At 36.9% G+C, this 18945-nt stretch carries 17 protein-coding genes; 5 read left to right on the top strand and 12 right to left on the bottom strand.

Annotated elements, in window-relative coordinates:
• Window positions 1-36 precede the first annotated feature (36 nt).
• Window positions 37-657: a YesL family protein gene (locus tag H7992_RS11235; RefSeq protein WP_187047591.1), complete on the bottom strand. Its 621-nt coding sequence runs from the start codon at window positions 655-657 to the stop codon at window positions 37-39.
• 524 nt (window positions 658-1181) lie between these two features.
• Entirely contained in the window at window positions 1182-1385 is a 204-nt protein-coding gene (locus H7992_RS11230; protein ID WP_187047590.1) for a hypothetical protein, read from the bottom strand.
• 1180 nt (window positions 1386-2565) lie between these two features.
• Between H7992_RS11230 and H7992_RS11225 the strand changes: the two genes are divergently transcribed.
• The 5 genes from H7992_RS11225 (at window position 2566) to H7992_RS11205 (ending at window position 8390) form a co-directional block, all read left to right on the top strand.
• Window positions 2566-3747, top strand: a complete 1182-nt coding sequence (locus tag H7992_RS11225) for a galactokinase (protein WP_187047589.1) — start codon at window positions 2566-2568, stop codon at window positions 3745-3747.
• The gene (gene galE, locus H7992_RS11220) at window positions 3748-4752 is read left to right on the top strand and encodes a UDP-glucose 4-epimerase GalE (RefSeq protein WP_187047588.1); all 1005 of its coding nucleotides are present in this window, start codon (window positions 3748-3750) and stop codon (window positions 4750-4752) included.
• A complete protein-coding gene (galT, locus tag H7992_RS11215) occupies window positions 4749-6227 on the top strand; it encodes a UDP-glucose--hexose-1-phosphate uridylyltransferase (protein ID WP_187047587.1) in 1479 nt (492 codons plus the stop codon). Before galE ends, galT begins: the two co-directional genes overlap by 4 nt.
• Before the next feature lie 12 nt (window positions 6228-6239).
• Window positions 6240-7277 (top strand): aldose epimerase family protein, encoded by a 1038-nt coding sequence (locus H7992_RS11210; protein WP_187047586.1) that lies wholly within the window; start codon window positions 6240-6242, stop codon window positions 7275-7277.
• A gap of 171 nt (window positions 7278-7448) precedes the next feature.
• Complete coding sequence (locus H7992_RS11205; RefSeq protein WP_187047585.1) at window positions 7449-8390, top strand: Gfo/Idh/MocA family protein; 942 nt, start codon at window positions 7449-7451, stop codon at window positions 8388-8390.
• 75 nt (window positions 8391-8465) lie between these two features.
• On the opposite strand, the gene H7992_RS11200 is transcribed toward H7992_RS11205, so the two are convergent.
• From H7992_RS11200 to H7992_RS11155, 10 genes are all read right to left on the bottom strand, one after another.
• Window positions 8466-9503, bottom strand: coding sequence for a Gfo/Idh/MocA family protein (locus tag H7992_RS11200; protein ID WP_187047584.1), 1038 nt, complete (start codon window positions 9501-9503; stop codon window positions 8466-8468).
• Window positions 9504-9742: 239 nt separating this feature from the next.
• On the bottom strand, window positions 9743-10783 hold the full coding sequence (locus H7992_RS11195; RefSeq protein ID WP_187047583.1) for a Gfo/Idh/MocA family protein: 1041 nt from the start codon (window positions 10781-10783) through the stop codon (window positions 9743-9745).
• Window positions 10784-10933: 150 nt separating this feature from the next.
• The gene (locus H7992_RS11190) at window positions 10934-11902 is read right to left on the bottom strand and encodes a sugar phosphate isomerase/epimerase family protein (protein WP_067208664.1); all 969 of its coding nucleotides are present in this window, start codon (window positions 11900-11902) and stop codon (window positions 10934-10936) included.
• 22 nt (window positions 11903-11924) lie between these two features.
• A complete protein-coding gene (locus H7992_RS11185; RefSeq protein ID WP_187047582.1) occupies window positions 11925-12950 on the bottom strand; it encodes a Gfo/Idh/MocA family protein in 1026 nt (341 codons plus the stop codon).
• A 176-nt stretch (window positions 12951-13126) separates the two neighbouring features.
• The gene (locus tag H7992_RS11180) at window positions 13127-13855 is read right to left on the bottom strand and encodes a ThuA domain-containing protein (protein ID WP_187047581.1); all 729 of its coding nucleotides are present in this window, start codon (window positions 13853-13855) and stop codon (window positions 13127-13129) included.
• 83 nt (window positions 13856-13938) lie between these two features.
• Window positions 13939-14958, bottom strand: a complete 1020-nt coding sequence (locus H7992_RS11175) for a LacI family DNA-binding transcriptional regulator (RefSeq protein ID WP_187047580.1) — start codon at window positions 14956-14958, stop codon at window positions 13939-13941.
• A gap of 20 nt (window positions 14959-14978) precedes the next feature.
• Complete coding sequence (locus H7992_RS11170) at window positions 14979-15797, bottom strand: carbohydrate ABC transporter permease (protein ID WP_067208654.1); 819 nt, start codon at window positions 15795-15797, stop codon at window positions 14979-14981.
• Window positions 15797-16657 carry a carbohydrate ABC transporter permease gene (locus tag H7992_RS11165; RefSeq protein WP_067208651.1) on the bottom strand — a complete coding sequence of 287 codons (861 nt, stop codon included), beginning with the start codon at window positions 16655-16657 and terminating at the stop codon, window positions 15797-15799. Before H7992_RS11165 ends, H7992_RS11170 begins: the two co-directional genes overlap by 1 nt.
• A 79-nt stretch (window positions 16658-16736) precedes the next feature.
• Window positions 16737-18038, bottom strand: coding sequence for an ABC transporter substrate-binding protein (locus H7992_RS11160; RefSeq protein ID WP_187047579.1), 1302 nt, complete (start codon window positions 18036-18038; stop codon window positions 16737-16739).
• Window positions 18039-18236: 198 nt separating this feature from the next.
• Window positions 18237-18932: a YesL family protein gene (locus H7992_RS11155; RefSeq protein WP_067208645.1), complete on the bottom strand. Its 696-nt coding sequence runs from the start codon at window positions 18930-18932 to the stop codon at window positions 18237-18239.
• Window positions 18933-18945: the final 13 nt, after the last annotated feature.

Raw genomic sequence — 18945 nt, 5'->3', positions numbered from 1 at the left:
TCAACTTCCTTTCTGTACAAAAAAGTTGTAAATATTCTAGGTTGCTTTCTTTCCTTCTATTTGTTTGAATGCTTGAGAGGCGAACCACATAAGCGAATACGCAATAAGTGAAGACCCTACAAATATCAAGAGAATCGGTAGAAAGTTAAATAAATAATAGAGAAGTATCAAACTAATAACCATTGCGATTGTTTCAAATGGTCTAGCCAATGCAATATAAAACGATTGCTTAAAGTTCTGAGAATACTTAAGCTTATATCGTACAAATACAGGGAAAAAGTATAGTAAAGTAATTAAATACAAGAAACCAATAATCAATAAAATAATATGTAAATAAAAAGATTGGACTAGCTGCTTTGAAATTTTCATATCAATATATAAAAATATACCAATAGCTACTAAAAATGTCCCTAACGCATTGGATTTTAGAAAGTGGGTTTTATACGATGCGAGGAAGGTCTGAAATACTGGAATATCGTTATCATCTTCCATCCATTTACGAATTACCGTAAACATTGCTGTCGTCGCCGGCATAACACCAAACACCACAAGACCCATTAATGAGAATATAACCCATAAGAGGTGGAGATACATCATTTTACTAAGCCATTTTCCTATTTCAAAAATCGCTTTAAAGATACCATTTAAAGATTTCATACGATTAGTTCCTCCTTTAAATCATCTTCAACCCAACTATAGATAGAACCGATTTCAGCCAAAAGTTTCATTACTAGATCCAGGGTTCATATTATTCGCTTTATTAAATCTATACGGAAGAATATTAATATAGAAAATCTTAATAAATCAAATAAAAGTAAATCACTACTTAGTCCTTCATCCTTTTAATACACTCCATGTCCACCGTCAATTAAACACCACGTTCGGTTACATCAATTACTACTTAAAGTGGCTTTCTAAGAACGTCATAATATCAATATAGCTATTGGTCCTGAACCGATATGTAACTTTAATAGGAGTGACATTTCATTCGCAAGTTTGCGAGCAATTTTTTACGGTTTATTCCCGTTGTCTCCATTTACACTTTTACTCATCAGCACCTTTAATTTGAAGATATGATCCGAATACTTTCTCACTGCTCGATTAATCCATTCTAATTTGATAATTCATCAACCTGCAAGAAATTACTGAAACAATAAAAAAGCCGATATATTCTGTATACCTCATTCACCTCTAGCAATTAAATCTGAAATTCGTTCGGTGCCACATCTTCCTACTTCAACAATCATTGTCACTCCCTGCTTAACTCTGATTTCATTGATATCATCGCCATAAGCATTGAATGATGGGAACGCATGGACATGTAAATCAATCCAACCACTTGATATATATATCTGAACAATTAATAATATACTGCCCTTGTCCATTTCCAACTATCGTTATTTCGATTACTTTAACATTATTTAATATACGAATTCGTAAATACATACCTTCCGTTTTCATTAAACTATTTCCCTGATTCTATATGTAAGTTATTGCAAGAGAAGTCTTATTACTATAGAAAAGGAGGCCAATATTCTGGCCCCCAAAGTTATTTCAATACTAAAAACGATTGTTCCAACTTTGTTTTGAATTTCGCTAAAAAACAAAAAGATCATTCTTATTATATAAATACACATGAATTGTAGTCGGCCAAGCCTAGTCATCATTGTTTGTGATAAACGATAAAGAATGCTAAACACGTAAATCTGATGAACCGGTAAGTTTGTTCCATCTAACATCGCTACTATACCTTGTTTCTGTTGAATAGCGTATATTGTACACATTTCATTAACTGTCTTTTACCAGATATCAAAATAAAAACCAGTTTTCACCAAATCGAACTCCTGAACCCAAAAAAAATACATTCCTAGTATTAAGAATATACTGAAAAATACTTTAATGTCAAGTATTTTTGGAAGACTCTCTTATTATTAAATCCACATCATATTGAACTATCCGGTCATAATGTGCCTTTCCAATGATTTGATAGCTTAATTGGTCTGCTAGTGTTCTACCTATTTCTTTTTTCGGGATATTAATTATTGTTAAAGTCTTAGTAGCCATACTAGCTAGTTCTATATTACAATTCCTATTGCTGAAATAGCTAAAGGTGTTTTTCCGAGACTAAGTAATTGACCACGTTGCACGTGTAGCAATAAATCATTAGAAGCAGCCACCTATTATTCACTTTTCCCCTTCATCCGTAAGAGTATTAACATTTTAAAAAATCACACTACTATTCATAGATCCTAATTCGTATTATAGATTAACTTCATTTTTTTTCTTCTAGAGTAATCGCTAGTTTGACGGAAATCAACTAACCAATTTTCGTGCTATAACATTTTTTATATAAGCTTAGATATTGAATACGGATTATAAACCGAACAAAGGTATCCCAGAGCGCAGAAGCAGTTTTGAAAGAAATCTATTTTTCAACCTTTCAGTTGATTGAATACGCATCTTTATCCCAACCTCAACATATAGCGGACTATATTGAATAGTCTTTCAAAGTATAGTACACTATACTTAATTAAATTAATTTATTAACTTCGGGAGGTAACACCTTTGACTAATCCAGATCTGCCAAATAAATTCCGATCAATCTTCGACTCTACCGAAACACCACGGACGTTTTTTGCACCAGGACGAATTAATCTAATTGGTGAACATACGGATTATAATGGAGGCCATGTATTCCCCGCCTCAATCTCATTTGGAACGTACGCACTTGCTCAAAAACGCAATGATCAAAAGTTACGTTTTTACTCGTTGAACTTCCCCTCTATTGGGACCATTGAATGTGATCTTGCCGATTTAGACTATAATGAAGCACATGATTGGGCGAACTTCCCCAAAGGTATGATTCATTATATGAAGGAAAGCGGACTCCAAATAACGACTGGAATGGATATCTTATTTTATGGTGACATTCCTACCGGCGCCGGGCTCTCCTCTTCTGCTTCTATTGAAATGGTCACTGGTGTCCTTTTGGAAGGACTATTTGATTTAAATATTGATCGTGTAAAGATGATTCAACTTGGGCAAAAAGTAGAAAATGATTATATCGGCGTCAACAGTGGAATTATGGATCAGTTTGCAATTGGTAAAGGTAAAAAAGGGCATGCCATCCTATTAAACTGCCAAACTTTAGCCTACAACTATGCCCCTATCGAGCTTGCTGACCATGTGATTATCATCATTAATACCAATAAACAACGAACACTTGCTGGTTCAAAATATAATGAACGTCGCGTGCAATGTGAACAGGCTTTGACGAACTTGCAAACAGATCTTCAAATTAAGGGGCTTGGTGACTTGACGAAAGAACAATTTGAACAACACAAACACCTTATTACTGATGAAACAAACCAAAAACGTGCAAAACATGCTGTCTATGAAAATCTACGGACTGTTGAGGCTCTTCAGCAATTACAACAAGGCAATTTAGAGGCATTTGGGCAATTAATGAATGAGTCACATAAATCTCTTCAACTGGATTATGAAGTAACAGGCATCGAACTAGATACGATTATCCAAGCAGCATGGGATCAACCAGGCGTTGTGGGCGCCCGCATGACAGGCGCAGGTTTTGGTGGTTGTGCAATTGCAATTGTTGAAATAGACAAAGTTGATAGCTTCAAGAACAATGTAAATAAAATATATAGAGGAAAAATTGGTTATGAGGCATCATTTTACACCGCTGCAATTGGTGACGGAGCAAGAGAACTTACTGAAGGAGTGTACTAAATGAGTGTATTAGTTCTAGGTGGAGCTGGATATATCGGTTCACATGCGGTTTATCAGTTAATTGATCAACAGACGGACGTCGTAGTGATTGATAATCTACAAACTGGGCACAGAGAAGCTATCCATCCTGATGCGACATTTTACGAAGGTGATAGTCGAGACATCGAGTTTATGCGTAATGTATTTACTAATGAACCTATTGATGCAGTTGTCCATTTTGCTGCGAATTCCCTTGTCGGTGATTCCATGGCAAATCCATTGGAGTATTATGATAATAATGTCTATGGCACACAAATATTACTGCAAGTGATGACAGAGTTTAATGTCAAAAAAATTGTCTTTTCATCAACAGCAGCCACTTACGGGGAGCCAGAATCTGTCCCAATCACAGAAGAGATGCCAACCAATCCGACAAGTACTTATGGCGAAACAAAACTGACGATGGAAAAAATGATGAAATGGTGCGAACAAGCCTATGGCATTCGCTATGTTGCTTTACGCTACTTCAATGTGGCAGGTGCACGGGAATCTGGAGAAATCGGCGAGGATCATCATCCTGAAACACATCTCGTACCAATCATTCTCCAAGCAGCACTCGAACAACGTTCAAATATCACTATTTTCGGAGAAGATTATGATACACCCGATGGCACATGTATCCGTGATTATGTCCATGTAGAAGACCTTATTCAAGCGCATCTTCTAGCACTTAATTATTTAAAAAATGATGGAGAAAGCGATATTTTCAATCTTGGCAGTAATCAAGGATTTTCAGTCAAAGAAATGATTGATACAGCACGAGCAGTTACAGGTAAAGAAATCCCTGAGAATTCAGGTAAACGTCGTGCGGGTGATCCTAGTATCCTAATCGCAAGCTCTGATAAAGCTGCCACTCTTTTAGGTTGGCAGCCAACGCGAACTTCAATTGAAAAAATCATTCAAGATGCTTGGAACTGGCATGTCAACAACCCAAATGGTTACCAGAAGGACGTGACAGCTAAATGATTTACTCAGATATTAGAGGACTCCTTCAAAAAGGTATCGAAGTGGGACTAATCGATACCGCTGATCAGAATTATGTGACGAATCAAGTACTTGCACTGCTCCATCTCGAATCTATGCCTGCAACAACTGAAGGCACAACAGATGATTCAATTCCAAATCTACTCGACAAAATTATTGCCTATGCTACCGAAAATAATGTCATTGACAATGTTTTTGATGACAAAGAAATACTTTCAGCCACAATCATGAATTGCTTTGTGGAAAGGCCATCTGTTATCAATGCAATTTTCCAGAAAAAATATAGTAACTCCCCAAAAAACGCAACAGATTATTTTTATGAATTAAGTAAAAACAGCAATTATATTCAGATGAACCGCATCAAGAAAAACATCCATTTTAAAGCTACAACAATCTATGGTGAAATGGATATTACCATTAACATGTCAAAACCCGAGAAAGACCCTGAACAAATCAAGAGAGAAAGCGAATTGAAACATGATGTTGATTATCCAAAATGTCTATTATGTATCGAAAACGAAGGATACGCTGGCCGGACAGGTTATCCAGCTAGGGCAAATCATCGTATCATTCAAGTACCACTTGTAAATGAAAATTGGTATCTGCAATATTCACCCTATGTTTATTATAATGAACATAGTATTTTACTTGCTGAAGAACATCGTGATATGAAAATTGGTAAGGATACTTTTAAACGGTTACTTACTTTTATAGAGAAATTCCCACATTATTTTATTGGCTCAAATGCCGATTTACCTATTGTCGGTGGCTCTATTTTGAATCATGATCATTATCAAGCAGGAAGTTATAATTTTCCAATGACAACTGCAACAACTGCACTTTCGTTTACGTTAGAAAACTTTCCAAACATAACTGCATCTGTCCTGGAATGGCCGTTAACAACCATTCGCTTGCAGAGCGATGAGATTGAGCCATTGATTCAAGCAGCTGACCATGTCCTTACCACATGGAAAAGTTATAGTGATGAGGAAGCGGATATCAGAGCCTTTAGTAATGAAACTCCACATAATACAATTACACCGATTGCCCGAATGCGTGCTAACAAGTTTGAACTCGATCTCGTCTTACGCAACAATCGAACAACTGAAGAACATCCACTAGGGATTTTCCATCCCCATGCAGATGTCCATCATATAAAAAAAGAAAATATTGGGCTTATTGAAGTAATGGGTCTGGCAGTTTTACCGGCTCGTCTTAAAGATGAATTAGCTGAAATCAAGAAGTTTTTACTCGATCAAACAACTTCTGTAGCCCCCTATCATCAACAATGGGCAGAGCAAATGAAAGCTAACTATGGAGAATTATCAAACCTAGAGCAAATTGAGTCCATTTTAGAAAAAGAACTTGGGATTAAATTCGCCAAAGTGCTTGGAGATGCAGGCGTTTTTAAAGTACAAAGTGAGTGTGAACGATTCATCCAAACATTAAATAGGTAGGTGGCTAGCCAGATGAAAATAGAGACCCAAGATATACTGAATAAGTGGAAGTTGTATACATTAACAAATAATAACGGTATGACAGTAAGTTTTTTGAACTTCGGTGGTATCATCACTGACATAAGCGTTCCAAACAGGCATAATCAACTAGAAAATGTGGTCCTTGGCTATACAAATTATACCGATTATGAAGAAAACCCAAATTTTTTTGGTGCGATAATCGGCCGCGTTGCCGGAAGAATTCAAGATGCTTCATTTACTATCCAAGATCAACCATATTCATTGGCAGCAAATGAAGGTGGCCATCATTTACATGGAGCAGACGAAGGATTTCATCAAGTAATCTGGCAGTCTAGTCCCTTTCAGTCAGATGATACAGTTGGCGTGAAATTAAACCATAAAAGTTTAGATGGTGAAGGTGGATATCCTGGTACTATTGAAGTTGCTGTTACCTATACATTGACTAATAATAACGAGCTCATCCTTGATTATTCAGGAACATCCGATAAAACGACTGTGCTTACTATGACAAATCATTCCTATTTTAACTTAAGTGGAAATCTAGCCGCCACGATCCACAACCATCATGTTACAATGGAGAGTGATGACTTTGTTGAACTTGATACGGAACTAATTCCAACAGGTAAAAAAATCAATGTAGTGAATACGCCATTTGATTTCCGAACTGGAAGAAAACTTGTTGACGGCATTAACTCCATATCAACACAAAATAGGGTTGCTAATCATGGATATGATCATTACTTTATTCTCAATCAAACTCAACAACAAAACATCCGTGTAAAAGAAGAAACGAGTGGCCGCCTGATGACGATTAAGACCAACCAACCAGGCGTGGTTATGTACACATCGAATACTCTCGATGAAGGACTTAATCTAGCAGAAGGTAATTCAAAACCTTATTTAGGTGTCTGTTTTGAAACACAAGCCTCCCCTGCCTCATTGCATCACAAGGGCTTTCCTTCCGTTATCTTAGAGGCCCATGAATTATATGACAAACAAACAGTGTTTTCATTTGGCATTGAGGGCTAGATCCGCCTTATAGGGCAAGAACTACTTATTATCAACTATATATTGTACAAATGAACATCTATATAAACTGAGCGAAGCTGCTCGTCTTAGAGCGTGAGGCATCCCCGAGCGCAGTAGCGATTTTAATGAAATTCTTTACATCAACATATATAACTAAAAGGGGCTATTTCTATGAAGTTTGGAATTATCGGAACGAATTGGATTACAGATCGATTACTGGCAGCAGCTAAAGAACATCCCGAATTTAGTGTCGGTGCAGTCTATTCAAGGACTGAGGAGACAGGGAGAGCATTTGCAGAGAAACATAATATCGAACATGTGTATACAGATATGATAGAAATGTTTCAAAGCGGTGATATTGAAGCCGTTTATATTGCATCACCCAATGCGTTTCATGCAGAACAAAGTATTTTAGCTATGAATAATGGCATTCACGTTCTTTGCGAAAAACCCGCTGTCACTTCCTTAATTGAAATGGATCAAGTAATTAAAGCATCTAATGACCATCAAACAACCTATATGGAAGCAATGAAATCAACAGTTACACCTACATTTCTCAACTTAAAAGAGAACCTAGCTAAGATTGGTCCACTCCGACGATTCGTATTTCATTATAACCAGTATTCTTCGCGTTACGATAAATATAAGGATGGCATTATTGAAAATGCTTTTAAACCCGAACTGGGGAATGGCGCTAAAACAGACTTAGGGGTTTACTGTATCGCGCCTATTGTGCATCTAGTCGGCGAACCTAAATCTGTACTTAAAAATACTTATTTACTATCCACTGGTGCAGATGGTCAAGGAAGTATGATCTTAAATTACGATGAATTTGAAGCTGTTATTATGTACTCAAAAATTTCAGATTCCCATTCACCAAATGAAATACAGGGCGAGAATGGCGTCATCGAAATCGATAAAATCAGTGATCCGGAAAAAATTATTATTAAATACAAAGACGGTCAAACTGAGGATATTTCTATTAAACATGAATTTAATACTATGTACTATGAAGTTGAAGAGTTTATAAAATGCGTGAAAAATAATCAAATAGAATCTACAATTAATACGCATGAAATTTCTCGCAGTGTGACAAAAGTTCTTACTTTATAAAAAAAGGTTGTGCAGTATGAATTCAACATTCATACTGCACAACCTTTTTTATTACTTGTTACACTTATTCGATCTTTACTCAATCCTTACACTTTTCCCCGTTTCCGCGGCTTCGATAATACCCAATACTACTTTCAATGAGGCCAATGCATCTAACCCAGTAACAATCGGCTCTTGATCTAACCGGACACTATCAATAAATGCATCGATAACACCGCTATTTATTTGATTGTCATTCGTCTGGATTGATTCAAGCTGGTAGTTGATTCTTTCTCCTTCTTTCATAATCACTTCAATTGGGTAGTCAGGGTTATTATATATTTTTAATATGCCATTTGCACAGTAGATTGTCGTACTATTATCTTCTTCTCCATAATATGTCCATGAAAAGGTAGCCGTTCCAATTCGTCCTTGTTTCGTTTTTAACACACATACGATATTGTCGCATACTTCAATTGGATTTCCGTCTTTATCCACTTTATCAAGTGTTCCTTGCATAGCATTTACTTGATCAAACTCATCGTCTAATAAGTAGTGGAGTAAATCGATTTTGTGAATGCCTAAATCACCTGCTACACCAAAGCCAGATCGATCTTTTTTAAAGAACCAAGTTGAGTTTGTTTTATCCACTCCCCACTTTTCCGGTCCCGAGTGTCCAAACGTCGTCCTAAAAGTGAGCACATCACCCAATTGGTTTTTCTCTATTATTTCCTTCGCCCTTTGATGTGCCCGGGTTAATCGTTGATTATGATCAACCATCAGTTTTCTCCCCGATCTACTTTGGGCTTCAATTATTTTTTCTGCATGTTCGATTGTTAAAGCGATTGGTTTTTCACATAATACATGCTTTCCACTCAGTAATGCTTTTGTAGAAAAAATATGATGAAATTCATTCGATGAGCAGTCACTGATCACCAAAATAGAAGGGTCGGCTAGTAATTCTTCCGCAGTTTCCGCTACACCACCGCCGAATAAATCTGCTAACGCTTGTGCACGTTCTATATTTCTATCATAAAAAATAATCTCACTAACATATGGATTGGCTTTATATTCTGGTGCATGCCGTAGTTTAGCGATTGAACCGCATCCAATAATTCCAACTTTTATTTTCAATTATACTCCTCCCCTCTATATTCTTTTTTGGAATATCAAATCATTTCTAATCGTTTTATGGTATTTTATCAAGATTATATTCGAGGTCTGCAATCTGAACAATAGCCCCGCTGTTTAATACCTATCTCATCCATCTTCGCTACCTTTCAATCATCCCCAATTTATCCTTTTCCACTTCTTCTCGAATGGACCAAAATTGTAAATCTAGTGCACCCGTGCTTTTTCCTCATCTAAATACTTCAAAACACTATCGCTTTCCCAGTCTCCGCAGATTCATAAATCGCATTAACAATCTTTTGAATAATTAACCCTTGTTCTGGCGTACTTAATGGGGTCTTGCCTTCCAAACAGCACGCTACAAATTGATTGATTTCAAGTTGATGTCCATTTACTTCTGGTAGATAAGCAGGAGTACTATCGATTAATGTGTTGTATTTCTCTTGATAAATTTTCAAAGGGAAAATATCGGCTCCCCCTTTATTCCCCATCAAGGAAACCTGCATCGTCTCATCTTTTTCGACATTTGCAGCAAAAGCAGTTTCCAAAGTTAAGGTAGCTCCATTTTTAAATGTCACCATACCAACAGCCATATCTTCTACTGTATAGTTTTCAAAGTCCCACTCACCAAACAGCCCTACTCCTTTTTTATGGCCAATTTGTTGATGGATTTTCCCCAATACAACTTCAGGCTCTGGATAGCCCATGAGATAGAGCGCGGTATCTAGCATATGAACGCCAATATCGATTAGCGGACCACCGCCTTGTAATTCCTTATTCGTAAATACCCCCCAACCCGGAATACCTCTCCTACGGATAGCATGAATGCGTGCTGAGTAAATATCGCCCATTTCTCCAGCATCAATAAACGATTTTGCGATTTCTACTTCAGGTCGATAGCGATAATGGAAACCGTACGTTAAAATTTTCCCTGAATCGCTAGCCGCTTTTACCATCAATTGTGCTTCTTCCACAGTCATTGCCGGTGGTTTTTCACACAACACATGACAACCTGCCTCAAGCGCAGCAATCGTGGCTTCTGCATGAAATTTATTAGGCACGCAAACGCTTATCGCATCTAATTCTACGTTCTTAAGCATTTCTTTATAGGAAGTAAAGACATGAGGAATTGTAAATTGTTCTGCAACTTGTTGTGCACGTTCCTCTACAACATCAGCAATAGCGACTATTTCCACCTTATACCCGCTGTTCAAATAATTAGGGATGTGTACACCACTTGCAATTCCCCCAGCACCAATGATTCCAACTCTCAATACACTCATTCATAACACTCTTTTCGTTTTGGATTGTCTATAAGTTGTTGTTGATCATTCAATACAGGTCTACTATATGAATACATGCATTAATTTACTCGTCAAAAAAATTGCGCTGCATGAAAATCTACCTCATACAACGCAACTTTTTTCCGTTTGTTACACCCACCACATATCAGTAGGCTGATCTTTTATCATTACAGATTTCAAATTCGTCACTGCACGTGAAAGCCCTTCATCAACTGACATTAACGGATCCTCATGTTCAATACTCACAACATAATCATAGCCATATGTGCGTAATGCACTCATCATATCCGACCAATCTTGGATACTATGCCCACATCCGACAGATCTAAATGTCCACGCGCGAGATTGCACATCTCCGTAGGGTTGCATATCTGTTAAGCCATGCATGTTCACATTGTCCTGGTCAATAAAAGTATCTTTGGCATGGAAATGATGAATGGCATTTTCTTTCCCTAAAATTTTAATAGCCGCAACCGGATCGATCCCTTGCCACCAGAGATGGCTTGGATCCAAATTGGCTCCAATGGCCGGTGAAGTTGCTTCTCTTAATTTCAACAGGGTATAAGGTGTATGTACTGAAAACCCACCATGAAGCTCAATCCCTATTTTTACACCGTGATCTTCCGCGAATTTCCCTTGTTCTTTCCAGTAAGGAATGAGTTTTTGCTCCCATTGCCAGTTATAAATATCCGAGTACTCTGTTGGCCATGGAGATATCGGCCAGTTTGAATGTTTTGAGCCCTCATGTGATCCCGGCGTTCCTGAGAATGTATTGACAACGGGCACATTTAATAACTGTGCTAGTTTAACCGTTTTCACGAATGTGTCATGAGCGTTTTGTGCGACTTGTTTATTTGGAGAAACTGGATTGTCGTGACAGCTGAACGCACTAATCGTTAATCCGCGGGACTGAATTTTATCAAGATACGCCTTCCGTTTATCCTCACTTGCAAGTAGCTCATCTACATTACAATGGGCATCCCCTGGATTTCCACCCGTTCCAATTTCTATTGCTTGTAAACCTGCATCTTTTACATAGTCTAGCATCTCTTCAAATGGCATTTGTGAAAATAAAACTGCAAATACGCCTAGTTTCATGAATCGTACCTCCAATGATTAGTCAAATTTTGGTAAATCGTTTTGTTTCCATTGATTCCAAAGCCGCCAGAATTACCTCTAATGACTTCATACCTTCCTCGCCATTAATGAGTGGTTCAGTATCTTGCACAATCGAGTCCACAAAATGTTCGATGATGTGTGTTGTTGTTTGACCACCTTCGGCATTAGACTGAATTCCACCTAATTCATAGTTAACGACTTCACCATTTTTATACTGAACAATTAACGAATAGTTTGGATCATCTTCTAGACGTAATGTAGCATGTTCACCATAGATAATCGTGGAATTATCTTCTTTTGCCGTATAAGCCCAACTAGCTGCAAGTGTTCCAATCACACCGCTTTCAGATTTCAAAATACAAACGGCATTATCATCAACATCTGTATTTTCTTTCGCACTTGTTTCAATAAAACCAGCTACTTCGACAAATTCTTCACCAAGTAAGTAGCGAAGCAAATCAGCTTTATGTACGCCAAGATCCCCCATCGCACCAATAAAGGCTTGCTCTTTATTGAAGAACCAACTGTCTTTACCGTCAACACTCCATCCTTCTGGCCCGCCATGTCCAAATGCAGTTCTGAAGCTATAGATTTTACCTACCTCACCTTTTGCAATTAAATCTCGGGCCTTAGCATGCGATGCTACAAAGCGTTGATTATGCGCGATCATTAATTTTTTATTATTATTTTTTGCAGCTTCAATTATTTCCGTAGCTTCAACTCTCGATGTTGCCATCGGTTTTTCGCATAAGACATGACAGCCCGCTTGTAAAGCAGCAATGGAAACAGGAGCATGTAAATAGTTTGGTAAACAAACACTCACTGCATCCGGCTTTTCCACTTCAAATAACTTTTCATAGCTAGTATAAGCTTTTGCTCCATATTGTAGTGCAATCTCTTGTGCTCTTTCTTCGATAATGTCACAGACTGCGACAATTTCTACTCCGGAATGGCTATTAAATTCTCCTAAATGTCTATTTTTAGCAATACTTCCACATCCAATAACAGCAACTCGTAATTTCGACACTTTTTTCACTCCTCTTATTGTTTTCATTGAATATGAATATATATGTTGAAATTAAGAATCCCATTACATCCGCTACAGCGTGAGAGGCTGCTTCCTGCCTAAACCAAGGATTTTCCCCGCCAGCCTTAGGATTGCGGCTATCCCTTTAAGAGGGCTTCACTGAGTTATAAAAGTATTCATTTGTTCAACATATTAGTAATTTTCTCTAACGGTTTAGCATTGCCATAGATTGGCGTTGGTGTGTTCGAATTGGTAGCCCATTTTGCTGCATTACGAATCACCTGTTGCACATCTTTATTGTAGTATGTAGGATATGTTTCATGTCCTGGTCGGAAATAGAAGATCTTCCCTTTGCCACGCTTAAATGTTGCGCCACTTCTAAATATTTCCCCACCTTCAAACCAACTAACAAAGACTAGCTCATCAGGTGCTGGGATATCAAAATGCTCCCCATACATCTCTTCTTTTTCAAGTTCGATATACTCCCCGATGCCTTCTGTAATGGGATGGCTCGGATCAACAACCCATAATCGTTCTTTCTCATCTGCTTCGCGCCATTTAAGATCACAAGTCGTTCCCATCAACGTCTTGAATATCTTAGAAAAATGAGCCGAATGCAAAACAATTAAGCCCATACCTTCCAATACACGCTTCTTAACTCTTTCTACTACCTCATCTTGTACTTCATCATGCGCAAGATGACCCCACCAGACGAGTACATCTGTATCATTCAAAACCTCTTGCGTTAAACCATGCTCTGGTTCATCGAGTGTTGCTGTTTTTACATGTTGAGCGTCCTGTTGTAAGAAATCTGCAATTGCTCCGTGTATTCCTTTTGGATAAATACCCGAAACAACTGGATTTTTTTGTTCATGACGATTTTCATTCCATACGACGATATTCATAAATAGTTCCTCCTTCAAATAGTCTGTTGCACGAATTTAAGCAACCGGTTGCATTTATATATAAAATTACGTATTCTCCTTATTTACAAAGCTGAACACGAATTTCTTTCCACAATAACAGTTGGTATGATAACACTTTTTCTAAACATTTGCGGATCTTTCACCAGTTCGATTAAACAGTTTGCCGATTCATACCCTAATTGAAATATTTGTGTATCCACAGTTGTTAATGGTGGATTGGCTACTTTTGATATCACTGAATTATTAAAAACAATCATACTCATATCGTCTGGTACTTTAATGTTTTTCTCACTCAAAGCAGTCAACACAATTAACGCATTTAAGTCATCTGAGACAACTAATGCAGTAGGCGGTTCAGCTAAGCCCATTAATTCAGTGATAACTTGTTTCCCATGATGAGGATCGAATTGAATATTTTTGATATAGCCCTCTGATACAGCCAACCCCTGCGCTTTTACCGCTTGAATGAAGCCATTTAACCTGGCTTCACTTACTTCAAACTGATCATCTTCACCAATAAATGCGATCTTTTTATGTCCAAGGTTTAGTAAAAAATCAGTAGCTTCTTTCGCCGCTTGGACGTTGTCATTATCTACAAACATGATCTTACTGGATTGAATTAGAGGTTTGCCTATGACGACGAATGGAATACCAGATTCTATTAAATAAGGAACGACTTTATCATCTTTTTTTGAGTATAAAACGATCATGCCATCCACTCTTTTTCCGCGTACCATTTTTACAGTATCAGCAAAGATTTCTTCCTCAGATTCCCCTGTGGTTAAACTGATACTAAAGTCATACTTGCTGCACAAGGCGCTGATACCCCGAATAACTTCTGGAAAAAAGGAGCTATGCATAAACTCTGACGTAGAGTTTTTCATAATAATACCGATTGTCTTCGTTGATTGTGTAGCAAGCATTTGCGCATTATAGTTTAAATGGTAACCCATTTCATCCATAACTTTTTGGACTTTTCGTTTCGTTTTCTCACTAATGAGGGGGCTATCTGAAATTACACGTGAAACCGTAGATGGGGCTACATTTGCTTGAGCCGCAACATCTTTGATCGTTACTGACATAACCTTCATCCTTTATAGTTTTATTTAACGGCACCTTCTGATACCCCTTCGATAATTTGCTTTTGCGCAAAGAAATAACCGATAATAACTGGAATCACGGCGATTGTTAACCCTGCTAATGCTAAATGCCATTGTTTTGTGTATTGACCAAAGAATAGGAACATTTTTATAGGAATTGTCGCACTCGAGTCCGATAATATCAGAGATGGTAATAAGTAATCATTCCAAATCCAAATCACATTTAATATTCCTACTGTAACTGAAATAGGCTTAAGTAATGGGAATATGATCTTCCAAAACACTTGAAATCTATTCGCTCCATCGATAATGGCAGCCTCATCCATTGAACTTGATATTCCAGTCATTGCACCATGATATAAAAATATAGATAAACTAGAACCAAATCCTAAGTACATAAAGATAAGGCCTGGACGATTCAACATATCCGCTTGTCCAAATAATGAGACAAGTGGAATCATAACTGATTGAAATGGAATTAACATAGCAGCAACAAAAACTAAGAAAATAATGCCACTAAGCTTACTCTTATTCCGTGCCAATGCATATCCCGCCATAGATGAGAAAATAATGATAATTCCTACACCTGAAACAGTAATTAGTATAGAGTTCAAAAGGGCACTCATAAAATCTAAATCAATAAAAGCCTTCACAAAGTTATCCATCGTATATTCTTTAGGTAATCCGAGTACATCCGTGAAAATTTCCCGCTTTGTTTTAAATGCATTAACAATCATTAAGTAAAAAGGTGAGAGCCATAATAAAGCAAGCAATAGGCCAAAAAATTCTATAATATATAAATTACGTTTACTTTGCTTCATTACAAATCCACCTCTCTTTTTTTATTAAAGTAAACTTGCGTGACGGCAACAGCGGCTATAATCAGGAAGAAAATAACGGCTTGCGTCTGGGCATAGGCCATTTTATTTTCAGTAAAAGCTGCTTTAACAATACTCATCGCAACCATTTGCGTGGAGTTATAAGGTCCGCCATTAGTCAACGACAGGTTTTGGTCATAGATCTGAAATGAACTAGACAGTGTTAAAAACATACTAACCGTAAATGCAGGTGCTACTAGTGGAAAAGTGATTTTCCAAAAACGCTGATAGCTAGATGCTCCATCAATTTCTGCCGCTTCTATCAAATCTTTTGGTATGTTTTCCAAGTAAGCAATATAAATAATCATAATGTACCCAGCCATTTGCCAAGATGTTAAAATGACTAGTCCCCAAAAGCCAGTTGCGGTCGTAGACAACCAACCTGTTAAGGCCTCAATTCCCAGCAAATCTCCTAATCTCCCAAAAACACTTATGAAAACAAACTGCCAAATGAATCCTAAAATGAGCCCACCAATTAAGTTTGGCATAAAGAAAACAGTTCGCATAAAACTACTCGTTTTCATTTTCCGTGTCACTAGCAAAGCTAGACCTAGTCCTAAAAAGTTAAGGAGTATGACGGAAGTTACTGCAAATTTAGTAGTAAACCATATCGCTGCTCTGAATTCTGCATCTTTAAATAAAGTGATATAATTCTTAAAGCCGACAAAGTCAGTTACTACCATACCATTCCAATTTGTAAAGGAGTAAATAACACCATAAATAAATGGGATAATAATCACAATACCTAAACTCAAAATCACTGGCATTAGAAATAACCAAAATGATAAATCACGGTTACGCATTACTTGCACCCCCAATATGTAGTACAGCTAACAAAAATTTGCATGAATTTTTGTTAGCTGTATTTTTCTGTAGATCAAATCATTTTCGTTCTTCTTCCCATTTAACTTGTACTTCATTAATCATTTCATCCCAAGCGATACCACCACTTAAATACTTTTGCATGCTAGCTCCAAGTACATTTTCACTCCAGCCCGTTGGAGCCCCCTGGAACACCCATCCTTGTATAGTGTTCCCCTTGGAAGCATATTCATAAATTGTTTGAGATAGAGGATCTGCTATTTTAGATGAATCATAATCTTTATACGCAGGAATAAATTTAAAGTCTTCTAATACAGCATTTTTACCAGTCTCAGATGTATACATCCAATTCAAGAAATCTTTACTTGCTTGAACTACTTTTTCATCACTATTACTATTTACAGCCCAATACATCGGAACTCCGGCTGGAATATGACCTTCCAATCCTTCAACAGGAACTGGAATAATACCGATGTTATTTTCAGCTAATTCTGGATCCATATCATAAATCGAGTTATAAACCCAGTTACCTTGTTGAATGATAGCAACTTTTTCTAAAGAAAATAATTGTTCTACTTGTTGGGAGTAATCTAAGCTGAGAACAGGTTGAACAGAATATTTATTCTCCAGGTCAAGATGCCTTTTCAATTCATCACTTTTTTCAAATGCTATCGTCTTACCATTAAAAGCCTCTATAGCATCATTATTGAATTCTGGTGCAAAGAAGATGTTTGCTAAATGGTTTCCAATTACCCATTTTTCTTTAGCTGCAAGTGCAAATACAGCGTCGATGCCTAGTTTCTTCTTTTGGCTGTCCAATGACTCAACCGCATTCTCTAAATCGTCAAAAGTAATAATTTCATCTGGATTAATTCCAGCCTCTTTAAAAATTCTTTTATTATAAATTAAGCCATAGCCTTCTTGATTAAACGGCAATCCCAGAACTTCATCACCATTTCGAACAGTGTCTAGTGTACCTTCAAGGGCAATTTTTGCTGCATCTGTATCGGATACGTCTGCTAAATAGTCTTTATACTCTTCAACAGCAGATGGCCCACCTACATTAAAAATATCTGGTTCTTCACCTGAAGAAAATGCCGTTTTTAAAGATGCGCCATAATCATTTCCCCCACCGACAGTTTTAACATTAATCTTTACATCAGGATTTTCTTTTTCATATACTTCTACAAGATTTTCAAATTGATCTTTAATTTCTACTTTAAATTGAAAAATATCAACTGTTACCTGATCCCCAGATGCATTGTCTTTTCCTTCGCCTTCCGAACCTGAGCATCCGACTAATGCAAGACTAGAAATTAGAAATACGGAAACTAAACCCCAAAAACGCTTCTTTTTTCTCAATATAATCTCCCCTTTTTTGTTTTCCCCCAATGAAAGCGGTTGCACAATTTAATTCTAGTAGCCATTAATTATCGACTTATCCCCCTAGACCAATCATGAAACCGGTTGCATTGATTTACATCTTTAGACTAACATCCAATTTCTAATTGTGCAATACAAATAATTGATTTATTAGATTCCATTAAATTTTAGGTGATTTCAGTTTTTACTTTTATCAATTATTTTTAGGTAATTTCTATAAAAAGCGGAAAAGCATAAAAAGGCAATAAGCGAGCCTGTTAAAAAGGGAAGGAAGAATCTGAAAACGTTTAGGCTTATATATAGGACTACACCACTACTAATTGCCACAGCAATAAATAATACTGGACTTCCTATCGTTAGGAGAAATGTATTTTTTAATGCAGTAATCAACTTCATATGATAATGAACTGTAACCGAAAAAAGATTGATTGAAAAGACAAATAAGATAATACCCAAAATCATAAAAAGAAACATCAAAATACTACTTTTATCAACAAAATAATAGACATCTACCGCCCAAATCATCCAAGCTATTGTTAAAATAAGGCCACTTGAAGCACTTCTTTTATAATTTTCTTTATAGTACCGCCAATAAGTCTTGAAAAGATGACTACTATCTTCATCTTTAATAATCCACCCTCTTACCATCCCAAACATTGCGGTCGTTGCAGGGAAGAATAAAATTGGCATTAATAGTATTAAGGGAATCAATAAAAGGGGTAATTCTTCTATTTGTTCAATAAATAATAGATTTAAAAGCAAAAAAACAATTGGTATATTAAAGAGAATCCAAAATAGATTAATCAAAGAAAACTTCATAATCCATTCACTAATGGCATACAAGCCACCCATAAAACCCGTTTTGTTGTTCATACTTATATCACTC

It is taken from the genome of Sporosarcina sp. resist, from assembly GCF_014302295.1.
GTDB lineage: Bacteria > Bacillota > Bacilli > Bacillales_A > Planococcaceae > Sporosarcina > Sporosarcina psychrophila.
Note: the sequence above shows the minus strand (reverse complement) of the source record. Positions and strands in the feature narration are given on the sequence as shown.